At 72.5% G+C, this 20,514-nt stretch carries 17 protein-coding genes; 3 read left to right on the forward strand and 14 right to left on the reverse strand.

Annotated features, from left to right (window positions below; translation table 11 throughout):
* Positions 1-4: 4 nt before the first annotated feature.
* Positions 5-1,003, forward strand: a complete 999-nt coding sequence (locus ESG85_RS06015; protein ID WP_128976984.1) for an inorganic phosphate transporter — start codon at positions 5-7, stop codon at positions 1,001-1,003.
* A gap of 362 nt (positions 1,004-1,365) precedes the next feature.
* Here ESG85_RS06015 and pstB read toward each other — a convergent pair whose 3' ends face one another.
* The 11 genes from pstB to mshD form a co-directional block, all read right to left on the reverse strand.
* Positions 1,366-2,142, reverse strand: a complete 777-nt coding sequence (pstB, locus tag ESG85_RS06020; RefSeq protein WP_128976985.1) for a phosphate ABC transporter ATP-binding protein PstB — start codon at positions 2,140-2,142, stop codon at positions 1,366-1,368.
* Positions 2,143-2,169: 27 nt separating this feature from the next.
* On the reverse strand, positions 2,170-3,249 hold the full coding sequence (gene pstA / locus ESG85_RS06025) for a phosphate ABC transporter permease PstA (protein WP_128976986.1): 1,080 nt from the start codon (positions 3,247-3,249) through the stop codon (positions 2,170-2,172).
* Complete coding sequence (gene pstC, locus ESG85_RS06030) at positions 3,246-4,229, reverse strand: phosphate ABC transporter permease subunit PstC (protein ID WP_128976987.1); 984 nt, start codon at positions 4,227-4,229, stop codon at positions 3,246-3,248. Before pstC ends, pstA begins: the two co-directional genes overlap by 4 nt.
* Before the next feature lie 148 nt (positions 4,230-4,377).
* Positions 4,378-5,514 carry a phosphate ABC transporter substrate-binding protein PstS gene (gene pstS, locus ESG85_RS06035; RefSeq protein ID WP_128976988.1) on the reverse strand — a complete coding sequence of 379 codons (1,137 nt, stop codon included), beginning with the start codon at positions 5,512-5,514 and terminating at the stop codon, positions 4,378-4,380.
* A 332-nt stretch (positions 5,515-5,846) separates the two neighbouring features.
* Positions 5,847-6,251, reverse strand: a complete 405-nt coding sequence (locus tag ESG85_RS06040) for an NUDIX hydrolase (RefSeq protein ID WP_246094831.1) — start codon at positions 6,249-6,251, stop codon at positions 5,847-5,849.
* Between the two features lie 170 nt (positions 6,252-6,421).
* Positions 6,422-7,564: a CHAD domain-containing protein gene (locus ESG85_RS06050; protein WP_128976999.1), complete on the reverse strand. Its 1,143-nt coding sequence runs from the start codon at positions 7,562-7,564 to the stop codon at positions 6,422-6,424.
* Positions 7,565-7,670: 106 nt separating this feature from the next.
* Positions 7,671-10,163, reverse strand: coding sequence for an RNA degradosome polyphosphate kinase (locus ESG85_RS06055; RefSeq protein ID WP_128976990.1), 2,493 nt, complete (start codon positions 10,161-10,163; stop codon positions 7,671-7,673).
* A 344-nt stretch (positions 10,164-10,507) separates the two neighbouring features.
* Positions 10,508-11,506, reverse strand: coding sequence for an ABC transporter permease (locus ESG85_RS06060; RefSeq protein ID WP_128976991.1), 999 nt, complete (start codon positions 11,504-11,506; stop codon positions 10,508-10,510).
* Positions 11,503-12,348, reverse strand: coding sequence for an ABC transporter ATP-binding protein (locus ESG85_RS06065; RefSeq protein WP_128976992.1), 846 nt, complete (start codon positions 12,346-12,348; stop codon positions 11,503-11,505). Before ESG85_RS06065 ends, ESG85_RS06060 begins: the two co-directional genes overlap by 4 nt.
* On the reverse strand, positions 12,345-12,758 hold the full coding sequence (locus tag ESG85_RS06070; protein WP_128976993.1) for a GntR family transcriptional regulator: 414 nt from the start codon (positions 12,756-12,758) through the stop codon (positions 12,345-12,347). The genes ESG85_RS06065 and ESG85_RS06070 overlap by 4 nt, the downstream gene beginning before the upstream one ends.
* Before the next feature lie 237 nt (positions 12,759-12,995).
* Positions 12,996-13,922, reverse strand: a complete 927-nt coding sequence (mshD, locus tag ESG85_RS06075; protein ID WP_128976994.1) for a mycothiol synthase — start codon at positions 13,920-13,922, stop codon at positions 12,996-12,998.
* 323 nt (positions 13,923-14,245) lie between these two features.
* On the opposite strand from mshD, the gene ESG85_RS06080 reads away from it, so the two are divergent.
* Positions 14,246-16,081, forward strand: a complete 1,836-nt coding sequence (locus ESG85_RS06080) for a bifunctional metallophosphatase/5'-nucleotidase (RefSeq protein ID WP_128976995.1) — start codon at positions 14,246-14,248, stop codon at positions 16,079-16,081.
* 354 nt (positions 16,082-16,435) lie between these two features.
* Positions 16,436-17,296, forward strand: coding sequence for a phosphatidylinositol-specific phospholipase C (locus tag ESG85_RS06085; RefSeq protein ID WP_128976996.1), 861 nt, complete (start codon positions 16,436-16,438; stop codon positions 17,294-17,296).
* Positions 17,297-17,331: 35 nt separating this feature from the next.
* On the opposite strand, the gene ESG85_RS06090 is transcribed toward ESG85_RS06085, so the two are convergent.
* The 3 genes from ESG85_RS06090 to ESG85_RS06100 form a co-directional block, all read right to left on the reverse strand.
* The gene (locus ESG85_RS06090; RefSeq protein WP_128976997.1) at positions 17,332-18,795 is read right to left on the reverse strand and encodes a sensor histidine kinase; all 1,464 of its coding nucleotides are present in this window, start codon (positions 18,793-18,795) and stop codon (positions 17,332-17,334) included.
* The gene (locus tag ESG85_RS06095) at positions 18,792-19,583 is read right to left on the reverse strand and encodes a response regulator transcription factor (RefSeq protein WP_246094828.1); all 792 of its coding nucleotides are present in this window, start codon (positions 19,581-19,583) and stop codon (positions 18,792-18,794) included. The genes ESG85_RS06090 and ESG85_RS06095 overlap by 4 nt, the downstream gene beginning before the upstream one ends.
* Before the next feature lie 20 nt (positions 19,584-19,603).
* The coding region (locus tag ESG85_RS06100) for a S1C family serine protease (protein WP_128976998.1) at positions 19,604-20,514 on the reverse strand (911 nt) is incomplete at its 5' end.

The following is a 20,514-nucleotide window of genomic DNA, read 5'->3' on the forward strand; positions in this document are numbered from 1 at the left end:
CTTCGTGGACACCTTCGCTCTGATCGTGACCATCGGTGTCGCGCTCGGCTTCACGTATACGAACGGGTTCCACGACTCCGCGAACGCCATCGCGACCTCGGTGTCGACCCGGGCGCTGACCCCGCGCGCGGCGCTCGCGATGGCCGCGGTCATGAACCTCGCCGGTGCCTTCCTCGGCAGTGGCGTCGCCAAGACCGTCAGCGAGGGCCTGATCGAGACGCCGCACGGCGACAAGGGGATGGGCATCCTCTTCGCCGCGCTGGTCGGCGCGATCATCTGGAACCTGGTCACCTGGTACTTCGGTCTGCCGTCGTCCTCCTCGCACGCGCTGTTCGGCGGCATGGTGGGCGCGGCGCTGGCGGGCGGCACGGAGGTCATCTGGGGCGGCGTCCTCGACAAGGTCGTCATCCCGATGTTCGTCTCGCCCGTCGTCGGTCTGATCGCCGGTTACCTGGTCATGTGCGCGATCCTGTGGATCTTCCGCAAGGCCAACCCGCACAAGGCCAAGCGCGGCTTCCGCATCGCCCAGACCGTCTCGGCGGCCGGCATGGCGCTCGGCCACGGCCTCCAGGACGCCCAGAAGACGATGGGCATCGTGGTGATGGCGCTGGTCATCGCCGACGTGCAGGACCAGGGCGACGCGATCCCGGTCTGGGTCAAGATCGCCTGTGCCGTGATGCTCTCGCTCGGTACGTACGCGGGCGGCTGGCGGATCATGCGGACCCTCGGCCGCAAGATCATCGAGCTGGACCCGCCGCAGGGCTTCGCGGCGGAGACCACGGGCGCCTCGATCATGTTCGGCTCGGCGTTCGTCTTCCACGCGCCGATCTCCACGACCCATGTCATCACCTCCGCGATCATGGGTGTGGGCGCCACGAAGCGGGTGAACGCGGTCCGCTGGGGCGTCGCCAAGAACATCATCCTGGGCTGGTTCATCACCATGCCGGCGGCGGCGCTGGTCGCCGCGCTGAGCTTCTACGTGGTGCAGCTCGTCTTCGGTTAGAGCGCGACGGGCAGGGTTCCTGCCCCGGTACGCGGTCGGGCCCGGCTCCCTGTGGGGGAGCCGGGCCCGTCGTCGTACGGCGGCACCGCCATGCAGCGCCGTACGACGCCACGCGGCGGCGCGGCGCCGCATGGTCTTCGCGCGTGTCCTCGCCGTCCCGGGGCGGCGGCGGCCTCGGCTGGACACCGCGGCCCGTCCGTCCGACCCTGCTCCGGCAGAATCCGACAGAAGAGGTCCTTCCGGAGCGGTCCTTCCAGAGCGGTCCTTCCGGAGCGATCGGTCCGGAGATCGGTCCGGAGCGATCGGTCCGCAGCGGCCCATCCGGAGCGGACGGTGTCCGCAGCGGTCTGCCCCGCAGCGGTCTATCCGAAGCGGCCGGAGATGTAGTCCTCGGTCGCCTGGACGCTCGGGTTGGAGAAGATGCGCGCGGTGTCGTCCAGCTCGATCAGCTTCCCGGGCTTGCCCACGGCCGCGAGGTTGAAGAACGCGGTGCGGTCCGAGACGCGGGCGGCCTGCTGCATGTTGTGGGTCACGATGACGATCGTGAAGCGCTCCTTCAGCTCGCCGATCAGGTCCTCGACGGCGAGGGTGGAGATCGGGTCCAGGGCCGAGCAGGGCTCGTCCATCAGCAGGACGTCGGGCTCGACCGCGATCGCGCGGGCGATGCAGAGGCGCTGCTGCTGGCCGCCGGAGAGGCCGGAGCCCGGCTTGTTCAGACGGTCCTTGACCTCGTTCCAGAGGTTGGCGCCCCTGAGGGACCGCTCGACGACGTCGTTCAGCTCGGACTTCCGGTACGAGCCGTTGAGGCGCAGGCCCGCCGCCACGTTGTCGAAGATCGACATGGTGGGGAAGGGGTTGGGGCGCTGGAACACCATGCCGACGGTGCGGCGCACCGCGACCGGGTCGACCCCGGCGTCGTACAGGTTCTCGTCGTCCAGCATCACCTTGCCCTCGACGCGGCCGCCGGGGGTGACCTCGTGCATGCGGTTCAGGGTGCGCAGGAAGGTGGACTTGCCGCAGCCGGACGGGCCGATGAAGGCCGTCACGGAGCGCGGCTCGACGGTCATCGAGATGTCGTCGATCGCCTTGTGGCTGCCGTAGTACGCGGAGAGGCCGCTGACGTCGATTCGCTTGGCCATGTCAGTTCACTTCCGGAGGGCCGCCGGTCAGCGGCTGTTCTTGGGGGCCTTCCAGCGGGCGATGCCGCGGGCCACCAGGTTGAGGATCATGACGAAGGCGATCAGGACGAGCGCGGCGGCCCAGGCGCGGGCCACGGCGGCGTCGGTGCCGACCGCGTACTGCTCGTACACGTAGAGCGGCAGCGAGGACTGGGCGCCTTCGAAGGGGTTCGGGTTGATGAGCTTGGTGCCGAACACGAGGAGGAGGACGGGGGCCGTCTCGCCGGTGATGCGGGCGACGGCGAGCATGACGCCCGTGGTGATGCCGCCGATCGCGGTGGGCAGGACCACCTTCAGGATGGTGCGCCACTTGGGGACGCCGAGGGCCAGGGAGGCCTCGCGCAGCTCGTTCGGGACGAGCTTCAGCATCTCCTCGGTGGAGCGGACCACGACCGGCATCATCAGGATCGCGAGGGCCATCGCGCCGGCGAACCCGGAGGGGCCGAAGCCGAGCATCAGGTTCCAGGTGGCGAGGACGAAGAGGCCCGCGACGATCGACGGGATGCCGGTCATGACGTCGACGAAGAAGGTGACCGCCTTGGCGAGCCGCCCGCCGCCGTACTCGACGAGGTAGACCGCGGTCATCAGGCCGATCGGGGCGGCGATCAGGGTCGCGATGCCGACCTGTTCGACGGTGCCGAGCAGCGCGTGGTAGACGCCGCCGCCGGCTTCGGCGTCGAGGACCCCGTTCATCGAGTGGGAGAGGAACCAGCCGTCGAGGACTTCCACGCCCTTGCTGACGGTGACCCAGGCGAGGGACAGCAGCGGGACGACGGCGAGCACGAAGCTGACCCAGATCACGCTGGTCGCGACGCGGTCCCTGGCCTGCCGGGAGCCCTCCACCCGGGCGGTGAGGACATAGGTGGTGACGACGAAGAGCAGTGCGGAGAGCAGGCCCCACTGGACCCGGCTGTGCCAGCCCGCGGCGAGGCCGGTGCCGCAGCCCGCGAGGACCGAGCCGGCGGCGACGGCGGCCGGCGTCCAGCGGGGGAGGCGGGCGTGGGAGAGGGGGCGGGAGCGGAGCGGGGCGGCCGCGGTGGCCGGACGCTGCTGGACGGCGTGGCTCATGCGTTCGCCCCCGAGTACTCCTTGCGGCGCGCGATGATCATGCGGGCGGCGCCGTTGACCAGCAGGGTGATGACGAAGAGGACGAGGCCGGACGCGATCAGCGCGTCCCGGCCGAACTCGTCGGCCTCGTTGAACTTGGCGGCGATGTTCTGGGCGAAGGTGCCGCCGCCCGGGTCGAGGAGCCGGCCGGAGAGCACGAAACTGGGCGAGAGGACGACGGCCACGGCCATCGTCTCGCCGAGCGCACGGCCCAGGCCGAGCATGGACGCGGAGATGATGCCGGAGCGGCCGAAGGGCAGCACCGCCATGCGGATGACCTCCCAGCGCGTGGCGCCGAGGGCGAGCGCGGCCTCCTCGTGCATCCGCGGCACCTGCAGGAAGACCTCGCGGGTCACGTTGGTGATGATCGGCAGGATCATGATCGCCAGCAGGATGCCGACCGTGAACATGTTGCGGGCGACGCCGTCGCCGGACTTGTCGAAGACGTAGGTCCAGCCGAGAAACCGGTCGAGCCACTTGTTCAGGCCGTCGAGGTACGGGACCAGGAAGATCGCGCCCCAGAGGCCGTAGATGATGCTGGGCACCGCGGCGAGCAGGTCGACCACGTACGCGAGCGGCTTCGCCAGCCTGCGCGGCGCGTAGTGCGAGATGAACAGCGCGATGCCGATGGCGACCGGCACGGCGATCGCCATGGCGACGACCGAGGAGACGACCGTGCCGAAGGCGAGGACGGCGATGCCGAAGACCGGCGGGCTGCCGGCCGGGTTCCACTCGAAGGTGGTGAAGAAGTTGGCGCTGTCCCGCGAGACGGCGAGGGCGGCGCGGTAGGTCAGGAAGACCGCGATCGCGGCCATGATCACGAGCAGGGTGATGCCGGATCCGCGGGACAGGCCGCTGAAGACCCGGTCACCGGGGCGGGTCGCGCTCCTGGCGCGCCGGGCCCCGCGTATGCCTGGGGAGTCGGGTGTGGTCGTAGCCATCTGTGTTCTCCGGTCTGCGGAGCGGCGGTACGGGCGCGATGCGTGGGTCGCGTGGGTACGGGCGTGCTCCTGGCGGCGGTGCACCGGATGCCGGGCGCGGCCCTCCCGCGAGGGGGGCGGGGGCCGCACCCGGGCTGGGTCGGGTCGGTCAGGACAGGGTCGGGACGATCTCGCGGACCTTGGCCGCGATCTCGGCCGGGAGCGGGGCGTAGCCGGCGTCGGAGAGGACCTTCTGGCCCTCCTCGCCGGCGGCGTAGGTGAGGAAGGACTTGAGGGTCGGCAGGGTCTCGGCCTTGTTGCCCTTGTCGCAGGCGATCTCGTACGTGACGAGGACGATCGGGTACGCGCCCTCGGCCTTGGTGGCGTAGTCGAGGGACAGCGCGAGGTCGTTGCCGGTGCCCTTGATCTTGGCGGCGGCGATGGCCTTGGAGGCGTTGTCGGTGGTCGCGGCGACCGGGGCGGAGGCACCGGTGTTGATGCTGACCGTGGAGATCTTGTTGGAGGTGGCGTAGGAGAGCTCGAAGTAGCCGATGGAGCCCTCGGCGTCCTTGACCGCGGTGGCGACGCCGGAGGAGCCGTTGGCGGCCTGGCCGCCCTGCGCGGGCCAGGACTTCGCCTTCGGGTCGTACTTCCAGTCGGCCGGGGCGGCCGTGGAGAGGTACTTGCCGAGGTTCTGGGTGGTGCCCGACTCGTCCGAGCGGTGGAAGGCCTGGATGGTGGAGTCGGGGAGCTTGGCGCCCGGGTTCAGCCGGGCGATCGCCGGGTCGTTCCACTTGGTGATCTTGTTGTCGAAGATCTTGGCGATGGTGGAGGCGTCCAGGACCAGGTCGTCCACGCCGTCCAGCTTGTAGCCGAGGGCGATCGGGCCGCCGACCAGCGGCAGGTTGATGCCCTTGCCGCCCTTGCAGATCTTCTGCGACTCGGCGACCTCGTCCTCCTTCAGTGCGGAGTCGGAGCCGGCGAAGGCGACCTGGCCCTGGTTGAACTTGGTGATGCCGCCGCCGGAACCGATCGACTGGTAGTTGATCTCGACGCCCGAGCAGGCGGCCTGGAAGTTCTTCACCCACAGGTCCATCGCGTGCTTCTGCGCGCTGGAACCGGCGGCGAGGAGCTGGCCCTTGGCGCCGTCGCACGTGATGTTCGACGCGGCGGCGGACGTCTTGGTCCCGTCCTTGGAGGGCTCGCTGTTGTCGTCCGAACCACACGCGGAGAGGACGAGCGCGCCGGAGACGACAAGGGCACCGATCGCGGAGGCGCGAAGCCCGTTCGTGCGCGAAAGCTTCACTTTTCGGGTGTTCCTTCCAGAAGCCGCCTGCCGCGGACCGGGTGTCCTGAACGTTGTACGGCGGCGCGTGTCGGGTTGGTGGGTGCATCACTGGGTTCCGCACCGTGCACGACCGAAATTAGGCGGAACAGGTGAAGCCGTCGACGGAGGGGAGTGAACGGGAGGTGAACCGTGCCGGAAGGCGGGGTGCGGACGCGGACGCCGCTGCGGGGCGCGGGCGGGTGCGGCTGTGGGGCGGTCGCGGGCGGGGTGCGCCGGGTGGGGTGCGGGCCGGGGGCGCTGGTGGCATCGTGGCCGGCGGGCGCGGTCCGGTCCGAGCCGCTTCCCGCGGATCAGTGCGGTGTCGTCGCGAGGAGGGCGTCCAGCAGTTCGCGGTCCCGTGGCTGGGTGAGGCGGGCGCGGGCCTCGGCGGGCGGCAGCCAGAGCAGGGCGGCGATCTCCCGCGTGGGGGTGAAGTCGCCGCCGAGGGCGCGGCCCGCCCAGTAGTGGACCTCCTTGGGCCGGCCGTGCGCGAGGTACCGGACGGACGGCAGCGGGACGCCCAGCTCGCAGATCTGGCCGGTTTCCTCCCTGACTTCGCGCAGCGCGCAGGCCACCAGGGTCTCGCCGGGCTTCAGCTTGCCCTTCGGGTGCGACCAGTCCTGGTACTTCGGGCGGAAGACGAGGGCGATCTCGATGTCCGCGTCCTTGTCCTTGTCCTTGCCGGAGCCCTTCCCCGAGCCCATGTCGGAGCCCATGCCGGAGCCCTTCCCCGAGCCCATGCCCGAGCCCATGCCGGAGCCCATGCCGGAGCCCATGCCCGAGCCCTTGTCCCGGTCCTTGGCGTCGTCCCGGCTCTTGCCCTTGCCGTAGTCCCGGTCCTGGCCCTTGGTGGCCGGGCGCCACAGGACGCAGCCCGCCGCGAGGATCACGGCACCGCCGCCGTGGTGCGGGACCAGGCGTGGTGGAAGGCGAAGCGGGCGGCCTCGACCTCGTGGCGCTGGTCGGCGTGCAGGACGCCCAGGGTGTACGCGGTGGCCTGGGCGATGCGTGGGGTGCGGGCGGCTGCGGCCGCCGCCGCGGCGGCGGCGGCCGCGTCGCGGTGCCGGTCCAGGGCGCGGGCCGCCTCGTAGAGGGCGGGGTCCGGTGCGGCGGCGCCGTGGAGGACCTCGGTGGCGTAGCGGTGGAGGCGGAGCAGGCCGCGGGTGTGGTGCCAGGGCGCGTCCTGGGCCTCGCCCGCCATGAGCGCGAGGGCCTCGGCGTTGTACGGGTGGGCCGCGCGGGACAGCGGCAGGGCGGCGACCGCGTCGAGCAGCCGGTGCTCGACGGCGCGCGCGTGCGGCTCCAGGGCGTCGGCGGCGGGCGCGGCGCCGGCCGGGCCGAGCGGCACGTCGGAGGCGAGCACGGCGACGGCGTCGGCGACGGCGTGGAAGCGGGCGGAGCCGAGGGCCTGGAGGGCGGCCGAGTGGGCGCGGGCCCGGGCGAGGGTGAGCTGCCGTTCGAGCAGGGCGCCGGCCCGGGCGGCACCGACGGCCAGGACCCGGCCGTCGTCCGTACGACCGCCCGTCCAGCCGTCCGTACGGCTCCCTGTGAGGCTGCGTTCGGTGCCCCGTGCGGCGGGCACGGCGCTCCTGGATACGGGACCGCCGGGTGCGGGGCCGTCGGGTGCGGGGCCGTCGGGTACGGGGCCGTCGGGTACGGGGCTGCCGGGCAGGGGACCGCCGGGCGGGGTGCCGACCGGCTGGGTTCCGTGGGCGGCGGTTCCGTGGGCGGCGGTTCCGTGGGTGGCGGTTCCGTCGCTCGTCAGCCGGGACAGGGCGTCCGCGAGGCGGACGAGCCGGGAGGTGCAGGCGTGCTCCAGGGCCAGCGTGCCCGAGAACCAGGCCAGTTCGGCGCGCAGCCGGTCGGCCCAGGCGGCGTCCAGGAGGGGGCGGAAGGTGTGGAGGGTGCCGCTGATGCGGCGGGCCGCCGCCCGCAGGGCGCGGGCGGCCTCCTCGGCGCCGCGGGTGTCGGCGCCGCTCCCGGCGTGCAGCCGCAGGCCGCGGAGGAAGTCCGCGGCCCGGGCGTGCAGATAGGGGACGAGGACCTCGCCGGCGGTGACCTTGTCGGAAGTGGTCCCGCCGGCGGCGACGTCGCGGGCCGCGCTCTCGCCGGCCGTCCTGGTGGTGTCCTCGTGGTCAGGGTTGGGCACGTCGGCGCCTCCGCGCGTCGATGAGCATCTCCTGGACGTGCCGCAGCGGCTGGCCCTCGGGGTCCGTCGCGTGCCGCGTCCAGTTGCCGTCCGGTCCGAGGTGCCAGGAGGAGGTGGTGTCGGACATCCCGGTCTCCAACAGCCGGGTGAGGGCGGCCCGGTGGGCGGGGTCGGAGACCCGGACCAGGGCCTCGATGCGGCGGTCCAGGTTGCGGTGCATCATGTCGGCGCTGCCGAGCCAGACCTCGGGCTCGCCGCCGTTGCCGAAGGCGAAGACGCGGGAGTGCTCCAGGAAGCGGCCCAGGACCGAGCGGACCCGGATGTTCTCGGACAGGCCCGCGACGCCGGGCCGTACGGCGCAGATGCCGCGCACCCAGATGTCGACCGGCACCCCGGCCTGGGAGGCCCGGTAGCAGGCGTCGATGACGGCCTCGTCGACCATCGAGTTGACCTTGATCTTCACGTACGCGGGCCGGCCGGCGCGGTGGTGGGCGATCTCCTTGTCGATGCGGGAGACCAGGCCGTCGCGCAGCGACTTGGGCGCGGTGAGCAGCCTCCGGTAGGTCTCGCGGCGGGAGTAGCCGGAGAGCCGGTTGAACAGGTCGGACAGGTCGGCGCCGACCTGCGGGTCGGCGGTGAGCAGGCCGAGGTCCTCGTAGAGGCGGGCGGTCTTGGGGTGGTAGTTGCCGGTGCCGACGTGGCTGTAGCGGCGCAGCACCTCGCCCTCCTGGCGTACCACCAGGGACAGCTTGCAGTGGGTCTTGAGGCCGACGAGGCCGTACACGACGTGGCAGCCGGCCTCCTCCAGCTTGCGGGCCCACTTGATGTTGGCCTGCTCGTCGAAGCGGGCCTTGATCTCGACGAGGACGAGGACCTGCTTGCCGGACTCGGCGGCGTCGATCAGGGCGTCGACTATCGGCGAGTCGCCGGACGTGCGGTACAGCGTCTGCTTGATCGCGAGGACGGCGGGGTCGGCCGCCGCCTGCTCCAGGAAGGCCTGCACGGAGGTGGAGAAGGAGTCGTACGGGTGGTGGAGCAGCACGTCGCGTTCGCGCACGGCGGCGAAGATGTCGGGTGCGGAGGCGGACTCGACCTCGGCGAGGTCGCGGTGGGTGCCGGCGACGAAGGTGGGGAACTTCAGCTCCGGCCGGTCCAGGGACGCGATGCCGAAGAGACCGGTGAGGTCGAGCGGGCCGGGCAACGGGTAGACCTCGGCGTCGGAGATCTTCAGCTCGCGGACCAGCAGGTCGAGCACGTACGGGTCGATGGACTCCTCGACCTCCAGGCGCACCGGCGGGCCGAAGCGGCGCCGCATGAGCTCCTTCTCCAGGGCCTGGAGCAGGTTCTCGGCGTCGTCCTCCTCGACTTCGAGGTCCTCGTTCCTGGTGACCCGGAACATGTGGTGGGCGAGCACCTCCATGCCGGGGAACAGTTCCTCCAGGTGCGCGGCGATGACGTCCTCGAGCGGGACGTAGCGCTCGGGGGAGGCCTCCAGGAAGCGGGAGAGCAGCGGCGGCACCTTGACGCGGGCGAAGTGGCGGTGCCCGCTGACCGGGTTCCGTACGACGACCGCGAGGTTGAGCGAGAGGCCGGAGATGTACGGGAAGGGGTGCGCCGGGTCCACGGCCAGCGGGGTGAGGACGGGGAAGATCTGCTGCCGGAACAGGGTGAAGAGGCGGGCCTGTTCCTTCTCGGTGAGCTCGGGCCAGCGGATCAGGTGGATGCCCTCGTCGGCGAGGGCCGGGGCGACGTCCTGCTGGTAGCAGGCGGCGTGCCGGGCCATGAGCTCGCGCGAGCGGGTCCAGATGAGGTCGAGGACCTCGCGGGGCTGCAGGCCGGAGGCGGAGCGGGTGGCGACGCCGGTGGCGATGCGGCGCTTGAGTCCGGCGACCCGGACCATGAAGAACTCGTCGAGGTTCGAGGCGAAGATCGCGAGGAAGTTCGCCCTTTCGAGGAGGGGCGTGGTCGGGTCCTCGGCGAGTTCGAGGACGCGCTCGTTGAAGGCGAGCCAGCTGCGCTCCCGGTCGAGGAAGCGGCCCTGGGGGAGTTCGGTCGCGGAGTCCCCGTCCTCCTCGTACACGTCGAGGTCGGCGTCGAGGTCGGGTGCGAGGTCGCTCACCGTGGCGCCGTTGACGGCGTGCGGGCGGTGCGCGGCTATGGAGCCGAGGGAGGGCTGGGCAGGCGCTTCGGCCGTCGTGTCGGCGGCCTTGGGCGTCTTGGCCGTGGTGGAGGTGGACGTGCGGGTGGACGTCTTGGACGCCTTCGCGGCCGTCTTCGCGTTCGCCTTCGTGCGCGCCTTGGCGGACGCGTGCGGGGACGCCTTCGTGGACGACTGGACCGGGACCTCGGCGGGCTGCTGGCTCATGGTCCCATTCTTCCGCGCGGAGGGCTGCTCGGGCGCGTCGGAGCGGGCCGTGAGGGAGGGGAGTCTTCCGGGCGGAAGTCCGCCCCTCGGGCGGGCGGGCACGGAGCGCTTCATCGAGCGAGCGTCGCAAGCGTGTCTGAATGCCGGGTAACGGGGACGTGACGTGCGGGAATCGGCGGCGGGACCGGGCACGGCCCGGACCGGCGGGACCGGATCCGGCCCGGACCAGGGGGACCGGATCCGGCCCCCCGTGGCCCGGACCCGGCCCGCGCGGTCGGGCCCGTGGCGTGCCCGCCGCGACGGGATCAGGCACCCCCGTGGCCCCCCGTGGCCCTCGCCGGCCCGCACGGTTGGGCCCGTGGCCTGCCCGCCGCGGCCGGATCCGGCCCCCCGTAGCCGGACCCGGCCTTCGCGGTCAGGCCCTCGTGACCGGCCCGGCCTTCGCGACGTCCTGGCTCCTACGGCAGCCGGGCGCGCAGGACGCGGAAGGCGGCGAAGAGGGCGAGGCCGGCGAGGGCGAGGAGGATGCCGCTCTCGATCAGCTGGGTCGGCCAGTAGTGGGAGTACGGGTGGTAGTCCAGGTACTGGCCGGTGACGCCGTGCTCGGTCAGGCAGGAGTCGTACGCCTTGTTCCACGCGTTGTTCCACGCCGCGTCGGACATGGTCCCGCTGTCCTCGGGGACGGCGTCCGCCGCCTGGCCGGAGCAGGCCCACTCGGCCATGCGGCCGCCGGAGCGGGTCGTGAGGCCCATGTCCGTCTGGAGGATGTCGGCGGGCGGCACGAGCGCGGAGCCGGTCGGCCCGGTGACCGTGAGGACCGGCAGGAACGACCAGCGCACGGCGCCCAGGACCAGCAGCACCACGCCCATGACGAGCCCGGTGGCCGCCATGGCGAGCAGGGTGCGCCGCACGAGGAGACCGATCAGGGTGCCGATGCCGACGGAGGCGATGACGTAGGCGAGGAGGACGACGCCGCCGGACTCGTACGGCCCGCGGTCGCCCCAGGCGAGGTTGTACGTGCCCGACACCCGGCTCCATCCGATGTGGAAGACGCCCATGAGGGCGAGGGTGAGCACGGTGGAGACGGCACCGGCGGTGAGGACCTTGGCGCGCAGCCAGGCCGCCGGAGTGAGGGACTGGGTGAGGCTCAGCCGGTAGGTGCCGGTCTCGAACTCGCGGGCGACGAGCGGTCCCGCGACGAACGCGCCGGTGACCAGCACCAGCAGGAGCAGGTACATCGCGCCGGACTCCATGGTCAGGCGCAGCAGGTCGTAGGCGAGGCCGTCGTCGAGGAGGTCGCCGTGGACCGCCCGGCGGCCGGGCGTCCGGGCCTCCCAGACGCGCAGCGCGACGGTGCCGGCGAGGGCGAGGAGCACGAGGGCCGCGGCCGTCCACAGCGTCCGGCGGAACTGGCGGACCGTCACCCAGGAGAGGCCCTTCGGGGCGAGGGTGCTCATGACCGGGCTCCTTCGGGGGTGCGCAGGTGGGCGAGGAGGAGGTCCTCGAGGGTGGGGTCGGTGATCTCCCACGGGCCCTCGACGGGGCCCTCGCGGCGGATCAGCGCGGTGAGCTGACGGCCCGTCGTGCGGGAGTCGACGACGGTGTGGGCGGTGAGGCCGGCGCCGCCGGCGGGCCCGGTGAGCAGGGCGTGCCCGGAGAGGAGGTCGTCGACGGAGCCGTCCAGGCGGATCCGCCCGTTCTGGAGCAGCAGCAGATGGTCGCAGGCGCCCTCCAGCTCGGTGAGGATGTGCGAGGACATCACGACGGTGGTGCCGTGTTCGGCGGCGTCGGCCATCAGCAGGCCCATCAGCTGGTGCCGGGCGAGCGGGTCGAGGTCGGCCATCGGCTCGTCGAGCAGCAGCAGTTCGGGGCGCTTGCCCAGGGCGAGGGCCAGGACGAGGCGGGTGCGCTGTCCGCCGGAGAGCTCGCGGACGAGGGAGCCGGGGTCGAGCTCGTCGGCGATCACCCGCTCGGCGGTGGCCTCGTCCCAGCGGCCGGGGTTGAGCTCGCGCCCCATGCGCAGGGTGTCGGCGACGGTCAGCCGCGGGTACAGCGGCTTGTCCTGTGCCACGTAGGCGAGGCGCTCCCGCTCCGGTGCCTCGATGGTGCCCGCGGTGGGGCGGAGCAGGCCGGCCGCGAGGGCGAGCAGGGTGGACTTGCCGGCGCCGTTGGGGCCGACGAGGGCGCAGACGCGGCCGGCGGGCAGGGCGAAGGTGCAGTCGCGCAGCGCCCAGGGCCGGGACCGGCCTCCGTAGCGTGTGCCGAGGCCTTCCGCCCTCAGCGCGGTGTCCGGTGTCATGCGTCCCCCTTGTGGTGCTCGGTGTCGTGGTGCTCGTTCTCGAAGAACTCGTTCAGTACGGAGGTGAAGAGCGCCGCCACGTCGTCCCGTTCCAGGCCCTCCGTGCGGGCCCGGCGGGCCCAGTCGGCGAGTTCGCCGCGCAGTGGCGAGTCGGCGGGTCCGGTGCCGAGCGTGGCGCGGACGAAGGTGCCGAGGCCCCTGCGGGCCTCGACGAGGCCTTCGCGCTCCAGCTCCCGGTAGGCCTTGAGGACCGTGTTCGGGTTGATGGCGGTGGCCTCCACGACCTCGCGGGCCGTGGGAAGCCGGTCACCCGGCTCCAGAAGGCCCATCCGCAGAGCCTGTTTGGTCTGCTGGACGATCTGGAGGTAGGTGGCGACCCCGCTGCGCCGGTCGATGCGGTAGGCAAGCACGTACGTACACCACCCTTTCACTAATCAAGTAGTGAAAGGGTGGTGCAAAGAAGGGGGCGGTGTCAACCGCCCCCTCCTCGGGTGGTGTTGTGAGCGCCTCTCGGGTGGTGTTGTGAGCGCCGCGGAGCTCAGGCCTCCGTGCGGTCCGTACGCGGCTCAGGCCTCCGTGCGCTCCCTGCGCGGCTCAGGCCTCCGTGCGGTCCCTCGGAGCTCGGAACTCCGCGGTCCGTACGCGGCTCAGGACTCCGTGCGGTACATCAGGTCCACCTCGTGGGTCCGGAAGCCGAGCCCCTCGTACACCCGCACCGCCGCCGTGTTGTCCGCGTCCACGTACAGCATCGCCGTCGGCAGGGCCTGCCCCGCCAGGTGCCGCAGACCCACCGCCGTCAGCGCCTTGCCGAGGCCGCCGCCCTGGGCGTCCGGGCTCACGCCCACCACGTACACCTCGCCGAGCTGCTCCTCGGCGTGCACCTTCGTCCAGTGGAAGCCGACCAGCTTCCCGTCCTGCTCCGCCAGGAAGAAGCCCTTCGGGTCGAACCACGGCTCCGCCATCCGGTCGTCCAGGTCCCGCTGGGTCAGCGAGCCCTGCTCCGGGTGGTGGGCGAACGCGGCCGCGTTCACCGCGAGCCAGGCCTCGTCGTCCTGGCCGGGCATGAAGGTGCGCACGGTGACGCCCTCGGGGAACACCGGCTCCGGGATGTCGAGCGGCACCAAGGGCCGGCGCAGCTGCCGCAGTTCCCGGAACAGGGTGAGCCCGAGGACCTGGGCCAGGTGCCGGGCCGCCGACTTGCCGCCGTGCGCCCAGACCCGCAGCCGCTTGCCGGACGCGTCGAGCAGGGCGGTGCCGAGCGCGCGGCCGTGGCCGCGGCCGCGGTGCGAGGGGTGGACGACCAGCTCGGCGGCCGGGGCCTCGATCGGGTCCGTCTCCTCCAGCTGGGCGTAGCCGTAGAGGTGCGAGCCGACGGTGAGCAGGAAGTGCCGCACGCCCTCCCGCCTGCCGTGGCGCAGGTAGAGCCGCCCCTGCTCGGACACGGCGTGCACGCCGTCGGCGCGGTCGGCGGCCTCCAGGAGGTCGAGGACGGCCTCGACCTGCTCGGGGCCCAGCTCTTCGTAACTGTTGATCTGCCGACCGGGTTCGAGGGCCGGCGCCGCGTCAGAATTCATGTCCACGAGCCTACGGCCGCGTCGCTTCGGCCCGTGGGAGATCACCCGGAGACTGTCACATGGACGGCGCACGGAGGGTCGGCGGGCGACGGCGGAACAGGCGGGTGCCGGTGCGGCTCCGGCGGCCACAGAGCGGCCGGCGGGCGCTCGGCGGGCGGCCGGCGGATGGTCGGCGGGTGTCCGGCGGGTGTCCGGCGGGCCGGATCCCGCCGTACGGAGTGACGAAGGCAACCAGCTCGTAACCCCTGACCCCCTGTTGCGCTACGCGCGTTGACTCTAGGCTGCGCGGGCAGCACCGGAGTCGTTCAGGGAACTGGGGAGAAATGGCAGCGACACGGAAGAAGAACAAGGCGGGGCGGCGGATTCTCGCCGCCGGGGCGGGGCTCGCCACCGTCGGCGCGCTGGTGGCGGCGCTGCCGGCCGGCGCCGCGCAGGGCAGCGCCGAGGCCGGACACGGCAACGGCAAGGGCTGGGGCCGCATGGTCGACGTCCAGCTCCTCTCCTTCAACGACCTCCACGGCACGCTGGAGCCGGCGGCCGGCTCCTCCGGCCAGGTCACCCGGGTGAAGGAGGACGGCACCACCGAGAAGGTCGACGCGGGCGGCGTCGAGTACCTGGCCACGCACCTGCGCGAGGCCCGCAAGGGGAATCGTTACTCCATCACGGCCGCCGCCGGTGACATGATCGGCGCCTCGCCGCTGGTGTCCGGCCTCTTCCACGACGAGCCGACCGTCCACGCGCTCAACCGCCTCGACCTCGACGTCACGTCGGTGGGCAACCACGAGTTCGACGAGGGCGCGGCCGAGCTGCGGCGCATGCAGTACGGCGGCTGTCACCCGACCGCGGGCTGCTTCGGCGAGGAGAAGGGCTTCAAGCCCTTCCGCGGCGCGGACTTCCCGTACCTCGCGGCCAACGTGACCGTCGAGAAGACCGGCAGGCCGGTGCTCGACCCGACCTTCGTCTGGGAGAAGGACGGCGTCCGGATCGGCTTCATCGGCGTGACCCTGGAGGGCACCCCGAACGTCGTCACCGCCGAGGGCGTCAAGGGCCTGAAGTTCGGCGACGAGGTCGAGACGATCAACAAGTACACGAAGATCCTGGAGCGCAAGGGCGTCAAGTCCATCGTCGCCCTGGTCCACGAGGGCGGCATGCCGGCCTCGGGCGCGTACAACTACAACTGCGACGGGGACGGCGACGGCACCGGCGAGGGCGTGTCCGGCGCGATCGTCGACATCGCCAAGAACGTCTCGCCGCAGGTCGACGCGCTGGTCACGGGCCACACCCACCAGGCGTACGTGTGCACCATCCCCGACCCGGCGGGCAAGCCGCGCCTGGTCACCTCGGCGTCGTCGTTCGGCAAGCTGTACACCGACACCACGCTGACCTACGACCGCCGCACCAAGGACATCGTCCGCACCGCGGTCGACTCGGCCAACCACGTCGTGACGCGTGACGTGCCGAAGGCCGGCGACATGAGCCGGCTCATCAAGGACTGGAACGAGCTCGCGGCCCCGATCGCCAACCGGCCGCAGGGCTGGATCGCCGCCGACATCAACGGCCGCGGCTCCACGGCCTTCGAGAAGCCGCTCGGCGACGTGATCGCCGACGCCCAGCTGGAGGGCCTGGCCCCCGCGGACAAGGGCGGCGCGCAGCTCGCCTTCATGAACCCGGGCGGCATCCGCGCGGACCTCGTGTACAAGGCCTCCGGCAGCGAGGGCGACGGCGTGGTGACCTACGGCGAGGCCTTCACGGTGCAGCCGTTCACCAACATGATGAACGTGGTCGACCTGTCCGGCGCGAACGTGATCGCCGCGCTGAAGCAGCAGGTCAGCGGCTCGAACCTGAACGCGGTGAAGATCCTCCAGGTCTCGAAGGGCCTGACCTACACGCTCGACATGACGAAGACGGGCGCGGACCGCGTCGTCGACGGCAGCATCAAGCTGAACGGCGAGCCGATCGACCCGTCGAAGACCTACCGGGTCGCGATGAACGAGTTCCTCGCGGGCGGCGGCGACGGCTTCCCGGCCCTGGCGACCGGCACCAACAAGCTGGTCGGCGCCTCGGACCTGGACCTCTTCAACGCCTACCTGGCGGCCCACTCGTCGGCGACGGCCCCGCTCGCGGTGCCGGCGGCGAACCGGATCACGGTCGTGCAGTAACCGCCGTGGGGTACGTGGGGTAGCCCTCGGAGGCAGCCACGGGAGGGTGGTGTCCGCTTCGGCGGGCACCACCCTCCCGTGGTTCCGCACGGGTACGGAGCGCCGGTGGCCTCGGGCGGCCCGGGGTGGCCCCGGGTGGCCCCGGGCGGCCCGGGGCGGTCGCGGGGCCTCCCGCGCCGTGACCGCGGGGGTTGCCGGGTGGCCGGGGTGGCCGGGGTGGCCGAGTGCCCGGGGCGGTCGGGTGTCCGGGGTGTCCGGGGTGGCCGGGTGGCGCCGCCGGACCGAGTACCCGGCGGTAACCGGTTCGTACGCGGCTATGGCAGGGTCACGTCAAGCGGTGTCATAGTGCGGGCCATGGACCGACGACGCTTTCTCGCGGGTACCGCCGCTGCCGGTGCCGCCCTGCTCGTGGGCGCCCCGTCCGCCCGGGCGGCCACCGCCCTCGGCACACAGGACTGGATGGCGGCCCACGGTGACCCCACCCCGCTCCAGAAGCTCACGATCCCCGGGACGCACGACTCCGGAGCGCGCTACGGCGGGCTGTGGACCGAGTGCCAGAACACCACCATCGCGCAGCAACTCGACAGCGGCATCCGCTTCCTGGACGTCCGGTGCCGCGTCACCGGCGGATCCTTCGCGATCCACCACGGCGCCTTCTACCAGAACATGATGTTCGGCGACGTCCTCGTCGCCTGCTGGAACTTCCTCGCCGCCCACCCCTCCGAGACCGTCCTCATGCGGGTCAAGCAGGAGTACTCGAGCGACTCCGACGCCACCTTCCGCGCCATCTTCGACGACTACCTCGACAACCGCGGCTGGCGGCCGCTCTTCCGCATCGGCGACGGCGTGCCCACCCTCGGCGAGGCCCGCGGCAAGGTGGTCCTCCTCGCCGACAACGGCGGACTGCCCGGACTGCGCTGGGCCGACGGCCGCCACTTCGACGTCCAGGACGACTACCAGGCCGAGCCGTTCGGGAAGTGGCCGAAGATCCGCGACCAGTTCCGCGAGGCCGCCGGCCGGCCCGGCCCGTTCTACGTCAACTTCGTCTCCACCGCGGCCGGCCTCCCGCCCCGCTGGAACGCCGACCGGCTCAACCCGCAGGTCCACGCGCTGCTCGACGGCGAGGGCGCCGGCTGGAAGGGCCTGGGCATCGTCCCCATGGACTACCCCAACACCCGGGCGGGCCTGGTCGAGTCACTCATCCGCCACAACTAGCCGACGTGGACCGGGGGGCGGCGCCGGGGCGGCGTCTAGCCGACCCCCGGCCCCGACACGTCCGGGCCGGGGGTCGGCCCCGACACGTCCGGACCGACCCCCGGCCCCGACACGTCCGGCGGTGGTGTCGGGGCGCCCGGCAGGCGGACCGTCGCCACCGTGCCGCCGCCGTCCGGCGGTGCGGCGAGTTCCACCGTCCCGCCCGCACGCCCGACCGTGCGGGCCACGATCGACAGACCGAGCCCCGACCCCGGCAGGCTCCGCGCCGACGGCGAGCGCCAGAACCGCTCGAAGACGTACGGCAGTTCGTCCGCCGGAATGCCCGGACCGTGGTCCCGCACCGTCAGCTCGCCGCGCATCAGCCGCACCTCGACCGTCCCGCGCGGCGGCGAGAACTTCACCGCGTTGTCCAGGACGTTCACCAGCGCCCGCTCCAGGGCCGCCGGCTCAGCCCGTACGTACCAGGGCGCGAGATCCGTCTCGAAGCGCAGCTCGGGACCGCGCAGCCGCGCCCGGTCGAGCGCCGAGCGCAGCACGGCGTGCAGCGCCACGACCTCCAGCGGGCCCGGCGCGGCGGCCTCCGGCCGGGACAGCTCCTGGAGGTCGCCGATCAGCGCCGCCAGCTCCGTCATCTGCGCCTTCACCGAGGCCATCAGCGCCCGCCGGTCCTCCGGCGGCAGCGCGCGGCCGGTCTCGTCGCTCCGCGCGAGCAGTTCGACGTTCGTGCGCAGCGAGGTCAGCGGCGTCCGCAGCTCGTGCCCGGCGTCCGCGATCAGCTGCGCCTGCCGGTCCCGGGAGGTCGCGAGCGCCGCCGTCATCGCGTTGAAGGAGCGCGAGAGCCGGGCGATCTCGTCCTCGCCCTCCACCGGGATCCGCACCGTCAGGTCCTCGGTCGCCGCCACGTGCTCGACCGCGCCCGTCAGCCGGTCCACCGGTGCGAGGCCCGTCCGCGCCACCCACAGCCCGGCCGCGCCCGCGCCGACCACGCCGATGCCGGACACCAGGAGCAGCACCCAGCCGAGCGTCGACATCGAGTTGTCGACCTCGGCGAGCGGACGGGCCAGCGAGACGGCCGTGCCGGGACGGTTCGGGTCGGTGTACGTGAACACGCGCATCTCCCGGCCGTTCGCGTCCTTCGTCGTGTGCAGCGTGTCGTCGAGCAGCCCGTTGGCCACCGCCACGTCCGCGCGCTGCGCCGGGACCTTCGCCTGGCCGGACGTGCAGACCGTGCCGTCGACGAGGATCAGCTGCACCGTGTACGAGGCGAGCGGCGGCGCCTGGCGGCCGGACCGGCAGCCCGCGAGCACCAGGTTCAGATACGCGTTGTCGACCTTGCTGCTGCGCAGCGTCGAGTCCAGCTCGTTCTCCAGCTGCGCCCGCGTCACGAACCAGCAGGCCAGCGACACCGCGGCCACCGCGACCGCCACCGCGAGCGCGGTCAGCAGCGCGAGCCGGGAGCGCAGCGGCCGCGAGCGGAACCACGCGAGCGGGCTCCTCACTCCGGACCTCCGGCAGGCCCGCCGCGCAGCACGTAGCCGACGCCGCGCACCGTGTGCACGAGGCGCGGCTCGCCGCCCGCCTCCGTCTTGCGCCGCAGATACATCACGTACACGTCCAGCGAGTTCGAACTCGGCTCGAAGTCGAAGCCCCAGACCGCCTTGAGGATCTGCTCGCGGGTGAGCACCTGCCGCGGATGCGCCAGGAACATCTCCAGGAGCGTGAACTCGGTACGGGTCAGCTCCACCGCCCGCCCGCCGCGGGTCACCTCCCGGGTGGCCAGGTCCATCCGCAGGTCCTCGAAGGCGAGCACCTCGCCGACCGGACCGCCGGCGGGCGCCGCCTGGGCGGCGGCGTACGAGCTGCGCCGCAGCAGCGCCCGGATCCGGGCGAAGAGTTCGTCCAGTTCGAAGGGCTTCACGAGGTAGTCGTCGGCGCCGGCGTCGAGGCCGGTGACCCGGTCGCCGACCGTGTCCCGGGCGGTCAGCATCAGGATCGGCACGGTCGAGCCGGCGGCCCGAATGCGGCGGGCGGCCGTGAGGCCGTCCATGCGGGGCATCTGGACGTCGAGGACGACGAGGTCGGGCGCGTACGACTCCATCTTGGCGAGCGCGTCGAGCCCGTCGACGGCGTCCTCGGTCCCGTACCCCTCGAACGCGAGGCTGCGCCGCAGCGCCTCGCGGACGGCGGGCTCGTCGTCGACGATCAGAATCCGCTCGAGGCCGTCCTCGACGTCCTTCTGCTGCCCCTGCGCTCCCTGCGCTCCCTGTGCTCCCTGCTGTCCCGTCATGGGTTCAGCGTCCCATGCGTTCAGGCGGCACCGCCGGAGCGGAGGTCGTCCAGGTCGGCCTTGACCGTGTCGACCGGGATGGCGAATCCGAGACCGACGCTGCCGGCCGTGGAACCGTTCGCGGCACTCGGCGAATACATGGCCGAATTGATGCCGATGATCTCGCCGTTCATATTGATCAGCGCGCCGCCGGAATTCCCGGGATTGAGGGAGGCGTCGGTCTGCAGTGCCTTGTAGGTGGTCTTCGAGGAGCCGGTGTCGCCGTTGAACTGCTGCCCGCCGAACTCGAACGGCCACCCCTGCCGCGGATCGTAAGGCGCCCCGTCCCGGCCGCCTTGGCCGTTCCCCTGCCCGTTCCCCTGCCCGTCCTCCTTGGCGACGGTCACGTCGCGGTCGAGCGCGGAGACGATGCCGCTGGTGACGGTGCCGGTGAGGCCCTCGGGCGAGCCGATGGCGACGACCTCGTCGCCGACGCGCACCTTGGAGGAGTCGCCGAGCGTCGCCGCCTTCAGGCCGGAGGCGTTCCGCAGCTTGATGAGCGCGAGGTCCTTGTCGGGGTCGGTGCCGACGACGTCGGCGGCGTACGTCTTGCCGTCCGAGGTCCGCACCGTGATCGAGGAGGCGCCGGAGATGACGTGGTTGTTGGTGACGATCTCGCCGTCGGAGGTGATGATCACGCCCGAGCCGGTCGACTTGCCGGAGCCGGAGCTCGCGGAGATCTCCACGATCGAGGGGGAGACGGCCTGGGCGACGCCGGCGACGGTGCCCTTGCTGCTCGCGGCCACGTTGGTGCCGTTGACCGCGCCGGCGGCGGTGGCGGCGGAATCGCCGGCCGTCCACTGCTGCACGAGCGTCGCGGCCCCGCCGCCGACGGCCGCGGCGGCGATGGCGACGGCCGCCATGAGCCCGACACCGCGCCGAGCCCGCGCGC

The sequence above is a fragment of the Streptomyces roseicoloratus genome, assembly GCF_004117935.1.
Classification (GTDB): Bacteria; Actinomycetota; Actinomycetes; order Streptomycetales; family Streptomycetaceae; genus Streptomyces; species Streptomyces roseicoloratus.